Consider the following 12,746-nt stretch of genomic DNA (forward strand, 5'->3'; position numbering starts at 1 on the left):
CCATGACCCGATTCCTGGCCCGCCGACTGCTGTTGGCCCTGCTCGTCGTCTTCCTGGTCACCGTGGTGACGTTCGTGATCCTGCACCTGCTGCCCGGCGGCCCCGCGCGCGGCGTGCTCGGTGTGAAGGCGACGCCGGAGCAGATCGAGGCGTTCAACCGGAGCCAGGGCTTCGACCAGCCACTTCCCGTGCAGTACTGGGATTACCTGCTCCGGCTGCTGCACGGCGACCTCGGCGCCTCGTACACGCTCAACACCGACGTCAGCACGCTGCTGGCCGAGCGACTGCCGAAAACCCTGGTCCTGACGGCGACATCGACGATCCTGGGCATCGTCGTCGCGCTGCCGCTGGGCGTGTGGCAGGCGACCCGGCGCGGCCGGGCGTTCGACGTGGTCAGCACCGGGCTGGCGTTCGTGCTGTACGCGACGCCGGTGTTCTTCCTGTCGCTGATCCTGATCATCCTGTTCGCGCAGGTCTGGCCGGTCTTCCCGGCGCAGGCCGCACAGGGCGACGACATCGCCTCCCTGCTGTCCCAGCCGGCCTCGCTGGTGCTGCCGGTGGTCGCCGGGGCCGCCGGCACGGCCGTGGCGTACAGCCGGTACATGCGCTCGTCCACAGTGGACAACCTGGCCGAGGACTACGTCCGCACCGCGCGGGCCAAGGGCACGCCGGAGCGCACGATCCTGTGGCGGCACGTCTGGCCGAACTCGCTGACCTCGGTGGTGTCGCTGATCGGCTACTCGGTGCCGGTGGTGTTCGGCGGCTCGCTGGTGGTGGAGTCGATGTTCAACTATCCCGGCGTCGGGCTGCTGTTCTGGACCGCCGCCCGCAACGCCGACTTCCCCGTGCTGCTCGGTGTGGTGCTGGTGATCGCGGTGACCACCGTGCTCGGCTCGCTGCTCGCCGACGTCGTCCAACTGCTGATCGACCCGCGGGTCCGGGTGCCGGGAGCGAAGTCATGACCACCATCGCACTGCCCACCCGGTTCCGGCTGCGCAGCAACCGGCTCGCCCTGGCCGGCGCGGTGATCCTGGTCCTGGTGGTGGCGTTCTGCCTGGCCGGGCCGCTGCTGTACCAGACCGACCAGGTGCACACCGCACTCGACGCCGCCCGGCTGTCCCCGGGCCAGCAGGGGCATCCGCTCGGCACCGACGATCTCGGCTACGACGTGCTGGGCCGGCTCATGGTCGCCGGCCGGACGTCGCTGGCGATCGGCGTGCTCGCCGGCCTGCTGGCCACGGCGATCGGCGCGATCTGGGGAGCGCTGGCCGGTTACGCGGGCGGCTGGCTGGACGCGGTGCTGATGCGGATCGTCGACACCGGCGTGGCGATTCCCGCGCTGTTCCTGCTGCTGGTGGCGGCGACACTCATCACCCCCACGATCCCGGTGCTGTCGCTGGTGATCGGCTGCGTGTCGTGGCTGGTGCCGGCACGGCTGATGCGTGCCGAGGCGGCGACGCTGCGGGAGCGTGACTTCGTCAAGGCGATCACGGTGATGGGCGCCGGGCGGCTGCGGGTGGTGTTCCAGCACCTGCTGCCGAACGCCGTCGGCACGCTGGTGGTGGCCGGCACCTTCCAGATCGCGGACGCGATCCTGCTGGTGGCGTACGTGAGCTTCCTCGGGCTCGGCGTGCCGCCGCCGGCCACCGACTGGGGCGCGATGCTGAGCAAGGGCATCACGTACACCTATGACGGCGCGTGGTGGCTGATCCTGCCGCCCGGCATCGCGATCGTGCTCGTCGTGTGCGCGATCAACTTCGTCGGCGACGGGCTGCGCGACGCGTTCGCGGCGAGGGGGCGGGCATGAGTGAGCTTGCGAGCGAATCGTTCAACGCGGACACCGAGCGCCGGCGAGGTGCCGCAGTGAGCGTGCTGGAGATCACCGACCTGCGGGTCGGCTACGGTTCCGCCGTCGCTGTGGACGGCCTGTCGGTGACCGTGTCCAGGGGTGAGATCGTCGCCCTCGTCGGCGAGTCCGGCTCCGGCAAGAGCACGGTCGCGCTGGCGGCGCTCGGCCTGCTCCCCCGGTCCGCCCGCGTCGAGGGCACGATCACCTTGGCCGGCAAGGACGTCCGGAAGGCGACCGGCGAGGAGCTGCGGCAGCTGCGCGGGCGTGGCGCCGGCATGGTGTTCCAGGAGCCGATGACGGCGCTGAACCCGTTGCACACCATCGGCTTCCAGGTCGCCGAGGCGATACGCAACCACGATCCCGAGCCCCGCAGGCACAAGCACTACCACGGCCGTTGCGTGGAGTTGCTGGAGCGGGTCGGCGTGCCGGACGCGCCGAAGCGGCTCAAGCAGTACCCGCACCAGCTCTCCGGCGGCCTGCGGCAGCGGGTGCTGATCGCCATCGCCATCGCCGCCGGGCCGGGGCTGATCCTCGCCGACGAGCCGACCACCTCGCTGGACGTCACCGTGCAGCAGCAGATCCTGGACCTGCTCCGGGACATCCGCGACACCGAGGGCACCGGCACGCTGCTGATCACGCACAACCTCGGCGTGGTGGCGGACATCGCCGATCGGGTCCTGGTGCTGCGCAACGGAAAGGTCGTCGAGGAGGCCGACACCGACACGCTGTTCGCCAACCCGCAGGCCGACTACACGCGTCAACTGCTGGCCGCGGTGCCCAAGCTCGGCGACACCCCGCACGAGGAGCAGCCCGAAATCGAATCCCCGGTGCTGAGCCTCAAGGACATCGTCGTCGAGTACCACGGCCGCCGGGTCGTCGACACCGTGTCGCTCAGCGTCGGCCCCGGCGAGATCGTCGGCCTGGTCGGCGAATCCGGTTCGGGCAAGACCACCCTGGCCCAGTGCGCCCTCGGCCTCGTCACGCCGAGATCGGGCGCGGTCGAGGTCTTCGGCGGCAAGCTCGACCGCCGAGCACGCCGCCGGCTCGGCGTCGTGTTCCAGGACCCGGCATCCTCTCTGGATCCGACCAAGACCGTGGAGCAGACGATCGCCGAGCCGCTGGTGATCCACACCCGGGTCGGGAAGGCCGAGCGGCGGCGCAAGGTGCGGGAGCTGATGGATGCCGTCGAGCTGCCGCAGTCGTTGCTGGAGCGCCGCGGCCACGAGTTGTCCGGTGGCCAGCGGCAACGGGTCAGTCTGGCGCGGGCCGTGGTGTTGGGGCCGGATCTGTTGATCGCCGACGAGCCGACGAGCGCGTTGGACGTCTCCGTGCAGGCGGCGGTGCTGGACGTGCTGGAGCGGCTCCATGTCGAGTTCGGCTTCGGCTGCCTGTTCATCAGCCACGATCTCGCGGTCGTCGACCGGGTCTGCTCGCGGGTGGCGGTGTTGCGGGCCGGGCAACTCGTGGAGCAGGGCCCCTGTGCGACGGTCCTGCACTCCCCCTCGCATCCGTACACGCAAGCGCTGTTGCTCGCCTCCCCCGTGCCGGATCCGGCCGCGCAGCGTGACCGTCGTCGACTGGCGAGCGCCTGAACGGGGTGATGGGGACCATTCCGGGCGGTAGCCCGAACGTGCAGAGATGTTGGTGCCCGAAGGGACTTGTGCGTGACGGCCGACTGACTCCGGGCAACGCGCTGACGCATGCTGGCCCGGCAGTCCACTGCGGGGAGGGGGACGGGCATGGGCGTCACGGTCGGAGTTGTGCTGCACCCGAGACATCGGCACGTGTTCGCGGAGGGAGCCGCCGGCATCGCGGACCTGACGCTGCGCTGGGCGGAGTACACGCACGACGCTGGTGTGCCGGAGGCGGTGGCCGAGTTGCTGCGGGACCCGCTGGACGGGCTGCTGCTCGGCCGACTCCCTTACGACGCTTGCCGGCACCTGTTGCCCGACGAGCTGCCGGTGACGGTGCTGCGGCCGGCGCCGCTGGCGCTGGCGCTGGCGTTCTCCACCGCGCAGGCCAAGCATCTCAGCCCGCCGGTGTCGATCGACAGCTTCGATCACGACGCCGTCGCCGAGGTCACCGCGGCGCTCAACGTGAAGTCGGCTCAGGTGACCGCGCTGCCGTATCAGCCGGGCCAGCCGGCCAGCGAGGTCGTGGACCACCACCTGCGCACGGTGAAGCGCTCCGGTTACGTGATCAGCGCACGGGTCGAGGTGGCCAACCGGCTACGCGGCAAGCTGCCGGTGGTGCAGACCCGAACGATCCCGTCCGCGGTCCGGGCGGGACTCTTCGACCTGCGGCAACGCATCCGGGCCCGGCGCGCCGACGAGTTCCGGTTCGCCGCCGGTGTGTTCCTCGTCGCCGAGCAGAGCCGCGACCAGGACGTGGACCGGGCGCGGGTCGGCCTGATGAACCTGCTGGTGAACACCCCGGAGTTCGCCGACGCGCTGATCGAGAACCGGGGCCGGCGCGGGCTGCTCGTGCTGGCGCACAAGGCGCTGTTCGACGAGGTGACGCACGACTGGGCGACCGTGCCGGTGCTCGACCGCGCCGAGGAGGAACTGGGTATCCGGGTCGCGGCCGGCTTCGGCATCGGCGGTTCCGCTCGTACGTGCGTGACGCTGGCCGAGCGGGCGGCGGCGCGCGCCGAGGCGGAGGGACGTCCGTCCGGATACCTGATCGAGCACTCGGGTGTCGTGGTCGGACCGATGGGCCGGGACGGCCGGCCGGCCGAGTTCACCGTGCGGGACCACGGCCCGCGGCTCGAACGACTTGCCCGATCGGTCGGGCTGAGCCCGGCGACGCTGTCCCGGCTGGTGTCGGTGGAGCGCCGGCAACAGGGCCGCACGCTCTCGCCGAGCGAACTGGCCAACGCGCTGGGCATCACCGACCCGAGTGGACGGCGGCTGCTGCGCAAGCTGCTGGCGGGCGGGCTGGTGGAGCCGGACGGCAGCGCGCAGACGCACCGCAAGGGCCGCCCGAGCACGCTCTACCGGTTGCGCATCGAAACGAACCTGGATACATGAATCGGAAACCGTTGACCCGGGTCACGGGCTCGTTGCATGCTCCCATTGCGGGGCGAGAAACGGGCCATTTCCGAGCGCAGGGGACAGCCGTGACGGTGACTGTGGCGCAGCCGCGCCTCGGCGTCAACCACCCGCCCGTCAACCGGCCGGATCCCGTGCGCCATCCGGAGTCCCGACGGCGGCGAGGGGAGAGATCGTCGTGAAACGGCCGTCACCGCGGCTGGGCACGAGCTGGCTCGGCGTGAACTTCTGGTCGCGCACCGGCGGTCCGCTGATGTGGCGCAACTACGACCCGGCCGTGCTGCGGGACGAGCTGGCGACGTTGGCCCGGCACCGGGTCACCGTGACCCGCTCGTTCTGCTACTGGCCGGACTTCCACCCGGAGCCCGACCGCGTCGACGAGCAGATGGTCGACAAGCTGGCCGACTTCCTCGACGCCCATGTGGAACTCGGGATGACCTCGGTGCCGACCTTCCTGGTCGGCCACATGTCCGGCGAGAACTGGGATCCGGCCTGGCGGCACGGCCGCGACCTCTACGCGGACGTGGAGCTGGTGAGCCGGCAGGCGTGGTTCGTCGAGCGGATCACCCGCCGCTTCCACGACCATCCGGCCGTCGCGGCGTGGCTGATCAGCAACGAGATGCCGATCTACGGGCGGCGCCGCGGCGAGCCGCCCGCGCCGCGGGAACACGTGACGGCGTGGGCACGGCTGATGGTGCAGGCTGTGCGGGCCGGCGGCGCGACCCAGCCGGTGTCGATCGGCGACGGCGCCTGGGGCATCGAGGTGACCGGTGTCGAGAACGGCTTCTCCGTGCGGGAACTGGCCGGCCTCACGGACTTCGTCGGGCCGCACGTCTATCCGACCGACTCCGATCCGGTGCGGCAGAACCTGAACGCGGCGTTCCTGTGCGAGCTGGCCGCGGTCGGCGGGAAACCCGTTGTGCTGGAGGAGTTCGGGCTGTCCGGGGACTGGGCGTCCGAGGAGAACACCGCCCAGTACTACCGGCAGGTGCTGCACACCACCATGCTGGCCGGCGCGACCGGCTGGCTGGCGTGGAACAACACCGACTTCGACGACCTGGCCGACCAGGACCCGTACCGGCACCATCCGTTCGAGATGCACTTCGGCGTGACCGACTCGGCCGGGCAGCCCAAGGCGGCGCTGCGGGAGCTGGAAGGCTTCGCCCGAACACTGTCCGAAGTGGACTTCGAGCGGACCCACCGAGCCGACACCGACGTGGCACTGGTGGTCTCGTCCTATTTGGAGCGCAGCTATCCCGTCACGGTGGTCGAGGACGACCGGCGGCTGGTGTTCGATTCCCTGCGGCAGGCCTATGTCGCCGCGCGCGAGGCGGATCTGGCTCCGGGCTTCACGCGCGAGGAGGACGGTATCGCCGACGACGCGCTGCTCTACCTGCTGCCGTCGACCCGCCAGCTGATGGCGCCGACGTTCCGGCGGCTCGGGGAACTCGCCCGCGGTGGGGCGACGGTGTACCTGTCGTACTGCTCAGGTACGCACGGCGGCAACCGCGGGCCGTGGTTCCCGGGGCTGGGCGACTTCTTCGGCGTGCGACCGGAACTCCGGTACGGGCTGGTGGCGCCGATCCTCGAGGACATCGTCTCGATGCGGTTCGTGGAGGATCTCGGCTACCTGCGGGCGGATCAGGTGCTCCGGTTCCACGCCGGCGGCAACGAGCACGGCCGGGCGTTCCTGCCGGTGACGCCGACCACCGCCGAGGTGCTGGCCGTCGACGACTACGGCCGGCCGTTCCTGCTGCGCAACCGGGTCGGCGACGGCTGGGCGGTGCTGTGCACGTACCCGCTGGAGTACATGGCCTCCACGCAGCCCGACGTCAACCCGGAGGCCACCTACCGGCTGTACCAGGCGCTCGCCGCGGCCGCCGGCGTGCGGCGCGAAGCCACAGTGGACGATCCACTGGTGTTCGCCGACGTGCTCGTGCACGAGGACGGCCGCCGGTTCCAGGTGCTGGTCAGCCAGCACGACAGCGCCGTGGAGGTGTCGCTGCTGGGGAGAACCGGGCAGCATGCCGGGGACAAGGGGACGCGCTGACGGCCGGGCGGGCTCGACCGGCTACAGTCTGAGCCCATGAACACGCTGGTGTGGCTGGCGTTCGGCCTCGGCTGGGCCGCGGTGTTCCTGGTCAGCTTCCTCATCGACCGCAGGCGCCTGCGCAACGGCGTCTACCTCGTGTTCGCGCTGTTCTTCCTCGGCTTCGGCGCGCTGGGCTCGCTCGGCTCGCTGGCGGTGATCCCGTTGGTGCTGCTGGCGATCGCCGTGCCGCTGACCACGGTGGCGCTGACCGTGTTCCTGTTCGTCAACGGTCTCACCATGATCCGGCGCGAGGGGCTGCGGCCGTCGTCGGTGCTGACCACGCTGGCCGGCCTGGTGATCGTCGGCTTCTTCGTGCTGGCGCTGACCGCGCTCGGCACCCGCAACCAGGTCCTGGTCTCCGTCATGATCAGCATCGCCGGCATGCTGTTCTACATCTCGTTCGTGTTCTGCTGCTTCCTCGCCTACTCGGTGTTCTACGGCCGGGTGCGGCAGCGCCGGGACGTGGACTTCGTGGTGGTGCTGGGCGCCGGGCTGATCCGCGGCGAGGTGTCCAGGCTGCTGGCCGGGCGACTGGACCGCGGCCGGCAGGTGTGGGAGCAGGTGCGCGGCCGCGGCGGCGCACCGCTGATGATCACCTCCGGCGGCCAGGGCCCGGACGAGCCGGTGTCCGAGGCGCGGGCGATGGCCGACTATCTGATCTCCACCGGCGTTCCGGCCGAGGCCGTCCTGCTGGAGGACAAGTCCACCACCACGCTGGAGAACCTCACCTTCAGCCGGCAGATCATGCTCAAGGACAAGCCCGACTACCGCTGCACCATCGTCACGAGCAACTATCACGTGCTGCGAGCGGCGCTGTACGCCCGGCGGGCCAAGGTGAACGGGCAGGTGCTCGGCGCTCCGACCGCCCGCTACTTCTGGCCCAACGCGTTCCTGCGCGAGTTCGTCGCCGTGCTGGTGGAGCACCGGGTGAAGAACATCGTGCTGTGCCTGATGTTCGGCGCCGTCGGCCTGCTGGGATTGATCAAGGGCGCCTAGGGGCAACCGCCCAGGCCAGCGGCCTCGGGTGTTGTGCTCATGACCATCAGGAAGCCGAGCGACCCGAGCACCTTCGCGCTGTGCGTGGGTGACCCCGGCCGGAAGTTCCCGGCGGCGCGACTTTGACATAGCGCTCACTATCCGAGTAGCGTCCGCTATGTGACGAGGCTGACCAGGGCGGAGGCCAAGGCGCGCACCCGCGAGCGGCTGCTGGACGCGGCGGCCCGGGTGTTCGCGCAGAAGGGCCTCGCCGGCGCGTCGGTGGACGAGATCGCCGAGGCGGCCGGCTACTCGATCGGGGCGGTGTACTCGAACTTCGGCAGCAAGGAGCAGCTCTTCGTCGAGCTGCTCAAGGAGAAGGCCAACGACCGGGTCATCCGGGCCGCCGAGATCATGGCCGACGCGGAGCCCGACGAGGCGCGGCGGGCGTTCAGCCAGCTCGTGATCGAGGTCGCCGACAAGGACGCCGACTTCGCCCCGCTGCAGGCCGAGTTCTGGCTGTACGCCGTGCGCAACCCGGAGCTGATGGAGACCTACGCCGAGCGGATGCGCGAGCCGCGGGACCTGCTCACCGAGCTGGTCGGCCGGTCGGTGCCCGACCCCGACCGGGCCGGCGAGCTGTCCGCCATCGTCATCGCGCTGTTCCAGGGGCTGGTGCGGATGCGCCGGGTGGACCCCGACAGCGTGCCCGACGAGCTGTTCGGCCGGGCGCTGCGCTGGCTGTTCACCGGCGCCGAGGCAGATGAGGAGCAGAAATGACCGCACCGTCCATGCTCGCGCTGCTCGACCCCGTGCTCCGGCAGGACCCGTACCCGACCTACCGGCAGTGGCGGGAGACCGCGCCGATCTCCGGCGGCGACGGGCAGCCGTTCATCGTGACCCGTCAGCAGGACTGCTCGAACGTCCTGCGGGACCCCAGGTTCGGGCACGCGGAGGCCGACCAGACCGGCCCGCTGAACAGCACCCCGCCGCAGCAGCGCAGCTTCCTCGGCATGAACCCGCCCGACCACACGCGGCTGCGCGGCCTGGTGTCGAAGGCCTTCACCCGCAAGGTCGTCGAGCGGCTGGCGCCGATGATCGAGCAGACCACCGCCGAGCTGATCGAGGCCGCCCTGGCCGAGGGACGTTCGGGCGGCGCCGTCAACCTCATGGACGCCATCGCGCGGCCGCTGCCGGTCGCGGTCATCAGCGAGCTGTTCGACGTGCCGGTCGAGGACCGGGAGCTGATCGTCGCGTGGTCCCACGACATGGCCCGCGGCCTCGACCCCGACTTCCTCATCCCGGAGGGCGTCCGGGAGCGGCAGTTCAAGGCACGCGAGGAGTTCCGGCAGTACATGCTGCGGCTGGCCGACAAGCGCCGCGACAACCCGGGCGAGGACCTGCTGTCCGGGCTGGTGCAGGTGCAGGACGCCGGCGACGTGCTGTCCGAGGCCGAACTGCTGACGACGTGCATCCTGCTGCTGATCGCCGGCCACGAGACCACCGTCAACCTGATCGGCAACGGCACGCTGGCGTTGCTGCGCAACCCCGAGCAGCTGGCCCGGCTGCGGGCCGAGCCGGCGCTGGCCGACCGGGCCGTCGAGGAGTTCCTGCGCTACGACCCGCCGGTGCAGTTCACCGCCCGGATCGCGTTGCAGGACACCACCGTCGGCTCGCTCGACGCGCCCGCCGGCAGCGCCGCGATCCTGCTGTTCGGGGCGGCCAACCGGGATCCCGAGGTGTGCGCGGACCCCGACCGGCTGGACATCGGCCGCGAGCCGTCGCGGCACCTGGCGTTCGGCCACGGGCCGCACTTCTGCCTGGGCGCGCCGCTGGCCCGGCTGGAGGGCCGCATCATGTTCCAGGCGCTGGCCCGGCTGGACGTGCTGGAGCCGGTCGGCGACCCGACGTACAACGACAACATCATCCTGCGCGGGATGAGGGAGCTGCCGGTGCGGATAGCCTGACGGAATGGTCTTCACGCTGAGCACCCCGCTGCCCGGGGACGCGACCGTCGGCCGGGTGCTGGTCACCGGGGCGGCGGGGCGGATCGGGTCCGGGTTCCTGCGGCACGTCGCCGGGCGGTACGTGCTGCGGGCCACCGACCTGCCGTCGAGGCCCGTCGAGGCCGAGGACTTCGTGCCGGCCGACCTCACGGACCCCGCCGCTCTGGCCCGGGCCTGCGAGGATGTGGACACCGTCGTCCACCTCGGCGCCGACCCCCGGCTCGACGCCGACTGGGAGTCGCTGCTGCCCAACAACATCGTCGGCACGCACACCCTGTTCGAGGCCGCCCACGACGCCGGCGTGCGCCGGGTAGTGTTCGCGTCGTCGGTGCACGCCGTGTCGGGATACCCGGCCGGCAAACAGGTCTCCGCCGACGACCCGGTGAACCCCGGCAACCTGTACGGCGTCACCAAGGCCTTCGGCGAGGCGCTGGGCCGGTTCTACGCCGAGCAGCGCGGCCTGTCGGTGATCGCCCTACGCATCGGCGCCTTCCACACGGAGGGCACACGGCCGGATCCTCAGCCGTACAACGAGTTCCTGCACCTGGCGGCCGCGGATCTCTACCGGATCATGGTCCGGGCGATCGAGGTGCGGGGCGTGCGCTACGCCGTGGTGAACGCCATCAGCGAGCAGCCCGGCGGCCGCCTCGACATCACCGCCACCCAGGCGCTGTTGGGCTAGCGGGGCCACGTGCCGGGGTAGCTGGGCCACGTGAGTGGCTCACTTCGCTTCCAGGGGCCACGTGAGTGGCTCACTTCGCTCCCAGGGCCAAGTGAGCCACTCACGTGACTGAAAAACCGGGGTGAGGCGGGTCAGAGGCTCTTGGCCAGGCGGTCGGCCAGGACCTTGGTGAACTTGGCCGGGTCGGGCAGCTCGCCGCCCTCGGCCAGCAGCGCCATGCCGTACAGCAGCTCGGCGGTCTCCCCCAGCTCGGTCTCGTGGCCGCCCTCGGTGAAGGCGCTGCGCATGCTGGTCACCAGGGCGTGCTCGGGGTTGAGCTCCAGCACCCGCTTCACCGCCGGCACCGGCTGGCCCATGGCCCGGTACATCTTCTCCAGCGTGGGCGTGAGGTCACCGGCCTCCCCGACCAGGCACGCCGGCGAGGTGGTCAGCCGCGACGACAGGCGGACCTGCTTCACGCTGTCGGTGAGGTTCTCCGACAGCCACGTCAGCAGCGGGCCGAACTCCTCGTCCTGCTCCTTGTCGGACTCCTTGTCCTTGTCCAGGTCGACCTCGCCCTTGGCCACGGACTGGAACTTCTTGCCGCGGTACTCGTCACCGGCGTCGACCCACATCTCGTCGATGGCGTCGGTGAGGATGAGCACCTCAAGGCCCTTGGCGCGGAACGCCTCCAGGTGCGGGGAACTCTCCACAATGGACCGGGAGGCGCCGGTCATGTAGTAGATGTGCTCCTGCCCCTCCGGCATGCGCTCGACGTAGTCGGCCAGCGTGGTGGGCTTCTCGGCGTCGTGGGTGGAGGCGAACGAGGCGATGTCGAGGATCGTCTCGCGGTTCTCGGCGTCGCTGAGCAGGCCCTCCTTGACCGCCGGCCCGAACTCGGACCAGAAGGTGGCGTACTTCTCCGGCGCGTCGGCCATCATGGTCTTCACGGTGGACAGCACGCGCTTGACCAGCCGGCGGCGCATCAGCTGGATCTGCCGGTCCTGCTGCAGGATCTCGCGGGACACGTTCAGCGACAGGTCCTGCGCGTCCACGACACCCTTGACGAAGCGCAGGTACTCCGGCATGAGCGCCTCGCAGTCCTCCATGATGAACACCCGCTTGACGTACAGCTGCACGCCACGCTTGCGCTCACGCATGAACAGGTCGTACGGGGCCTTCGACGGCAGGAACAGCAGCGCCTGGTACTCGAACGTGCCCTCGGCCTTGACGTGGATCGTCTCCAGCGGGTCGTTCCAGTCCCGGCTGATGTGCTTGTAGAACTCGGTGTACTCCTCGGCCGGCACCTCGTCCTTGGACCGCGCCCACAGCGCCTTCATCGAGTTGATCGTCTCGAACTCGCGCGTGGTCTTGTCGTCGACCTTGCGCTCCACCTCCAGCCGCACCGGCCAGGTGATGAAGTCCGAGTACCGGGTGACGATCTCCCGCAGCTTCCACTCGGCGGTGTAGTCGTACAGGTGGTCCTCGGTGTCCTCGGGCTTGAGCTTGAGGATCACCGACGTGCCCTGCGGGGCGTCGTCGACGGTCTCGATGGTGTACGTGCCCTCGCCGTCGGACTCCCAGCGCGTGCCGGTCTCCTCGCCGGCCTTGCGGGTCAGCAGCGTGACGTGGTCGGCCACCATGAACGACGAGTAGAAGCCGACGCCGAACTGGCCGATCAGGTCCTGGCTGGCGGCGGCGTCCTTGGACTCCTTCAGCTTGCGCAGGAACTCGGCGGTGCCGGACTTGGCGATGGTGCCGATCAGGCCGACGACCTCGTCCCGGGACATGCCGATGCCGTTGTCCCGGACGGTCAGCGTGCGCTCGACGCGGTCGGCGACCAGCTCGATGCGCAGGTCCGAGGTGTCGGCGGCGAGGTCCTTGTCGCGGTAGGTCTCCAGGCGCAGCTTGTCCAGCGCGTCCGAGGCGTTGGAGATCAGCTCACGCAGGAAGGTGTCCTTGTTCGAGTAGATCGAGTGCACCATGAGCTGGAGCAGCTGGCGCGCCTCGGCCTGGAACTCGAGCGTCTCGACTGGCGTGTTCACCGGAATCCTTTCGCTGTTCGCACCGGCGGCCCGGCGTCGAGCACCGGGCCACCGAACAATGCAGGATA

General features: G+C 70.4%; 10 protein-coding genes. 9 read left to right on the forward strand and 1 reads right to left on the reverse strand.

The window, feature by feature from the left end; all coding sequences use genetic code 11:
- The first annotated feature begins 2 nt into the window (after positions 1–2).
- The 9 genes from BJ998_RS02275 (at position 3) to BJ998_RS02315 (ending at position 10,654) form a co-directional block, all read left to right on the forward strand.
- Positions 3–962 carry an ABC transporter permease gene (locus BJ998_RS02275; protein WP_184858038.1) on the forward strand — a complete coding sequence of 320 codons (960 nt, stop codon included), beginning with the start codon at positions 3–5 and terminating at the stop codon, positions 960–962.
- A complete protein-coding gene (locus BJ998_RS02280) occupies positions 959–1,807 on the forward strand; it encodes an ABC transporter permease (RefSeq protein WP_184858040.1) in 849 nt (282 codons plus the stop codon). Before BJ998_RS02275 ends, BJ998_RS02280 begins: the two co-directional genes overlap by 4 nt.
- The gene (locus tag BJ998_RS02285; protein ID WP_184858042.1) at positions 1,804–3,441 is read left to right on the forward strand and encodes a dipeptide ABC transporter ATP-binding protein; all 1,638 of its coding nucleotides are present in this window, start codon (positions 1,804–1,806) and stop codon (positions 3,439–3,441) included. Before BJ998_RS02280 ends, BJ998_RS02285 begins: the two co-directional genes overlap by 4 nt.
- Before the next feature lie 147 nt (positions 3,442–3,588).
- Positions 3,589–4,878, forward strand: a complete 1,290-nt coding sequence (locus tag BJ998_RS02290) for a helix-turn-helix domain-containing protein (RefSeq protein WP_184858043.1) — start codon at positions 3,589–3,591, stop codon at positions 4,876–4,878.
- A 199-nt stretch (positions 4,879–5,077) separates the two neighbouring features.
- Positions 5,078–6,949 (forward strand): cellulase family glycosylhydrolase, encoded by a 1,872-nt coding sequence (locus BJ998_RS02295; protein WP_312889877.1) that lies wholly within the window; start codon positions 5,078–5,080, stop codon positions 6,947–6,949.
- 36 nt (positions 6,950–6,985) lie between these two features.
- The gene (locus BJ998_RS02300) at positions 6,986–7,987 is read left to right on the forward strand and encodes a YdcF family protein (RefSeq protein WP_184858045.1); all 1,002 of its coding nucleotides are present in this window, start codon (positions 6,986–6,988) and stop codon (positions 7,985–7,987) included.
- A gap of 159 nt (positions 7,988–8,146) precedes the next feature.
- Positions 8,147–8,746 carry a TetR/AcrR family transcriptional regulator gene (locus BJ998_RS02305; RefSeq protein ID WP_312889878.1) on the forward strand — a complete coding sequence of 200 codons (600 nt, stop codon included), beginning with the start codon at positions 8,147–8,149 and terminating at the stop codon, positions 8,744–8,746.
- On the forward strand, positions 8,743–9,933 hold the full coding sequence (locus tag BJ998_RS02310; protein WP_184858047.1) for a cytochrome P450: 1,191 nt from the start codon (positions 8,743–8,745) through the stop codon (positions 9,931–9,933). Before BJ998_RS02305 ends, BJ998_RS02310 begins: the two co-directional genes overlap by 4 nt.
- 4 nt (positions 9,934–9,937) lie before the next feature.
- Positions 9,938–10,654 carry an NAD-dependent epimerase/dehydratase family protein gene (locus BJ998_RS02315; protein ID WP_184858049.1) on the forward strand — a complete coding sequence of 239 codons (717 nt, stop codon included), beginning with the start codon at positions 9,938–9,940 and terminating at the stop codon, positions 10,652–10,654.
- A gap of 131 nt (positions 10,655–10,785) precedes the next feature.
- Here BJ998_RS02315 and htpG read toward each other — a convergent pair whose 3' ends face one another.
- Complete coding sequence (gene htpG, locus BJ998_RS02320) at positions 10,786–12,678, reverse strand: molecular chaperone HtpG (protein WP_184858050.1); 1,893 nt, start codon at positions 12,676–12,678, stop codon at positions 10,786–10,788.
- Positions 12,679–12,746: the final 68 nt, after the last annotated feature.

The sequence above is a fragment of the Kutzneria kofuensis genome (assembly GCF_014203355.1).
Taxonomy (GTDB): Bacteria; Actinomycetota; Actinomycetes; order Mycobacteriales; family Pseudonocardiaceae; genus Kutzneria; species Kutzneria kofuensis.

Excerpts from the sequence above, each read along its gene's own strand:
- BJ998_RS02310 (WP_184858047.1), top strand. The coding sequence starts at position 8,743 with ATGACCGCACCGTCCATGCTCGCGCTGCTCGACCCCGTGCTCCGGCAG.
- BJ998_RS02290 (WP_184858043.1), top strand. The coding sequence starts at position 3,589 with ATGGGCGTCACGGTCGGAGTTGTGCTGCACCCGAGACATCGGCACGTG.
- BJ998_RS02315 (WP_184858049.1), top strand. The coding sequence starts at position 9,938 with ATGGTCTTCACGCTGAGCACCCCGCTGCCCGGGGACGCGACCGTCGGC.
- BJ998_RS02285 (WP_184858042.1), top strand. The coding sequence starts at position 1,804 with ATGAGTGAGCTTGCGAGCGAATCGTTCAACGCGGACACCGAGCGCCGG.
- BJ998_RS02280 (WP_184858040.1), top strand. The coding sequence starts at position 959 with ATGACCACCATCGCACTGCCCACCCGGTTCCGGCTGCGCAGCAACCGG.
- BJ998_RS02300 (WP_184858045.1), top strand. The coding sequence starts at position 6,986 with ATGAACACGCTGGTGTGGCTGGCGTTCGGCCTCGGCTGGGCCGCGGTG.
- BJ998_RS02275 (WP_184858038.1), top strand. The coding sequence starts at position 3 with ATGACCCGATTCCTGGCCCGCCGACTGCTGTTGGCCCTGCTCGTCGTC.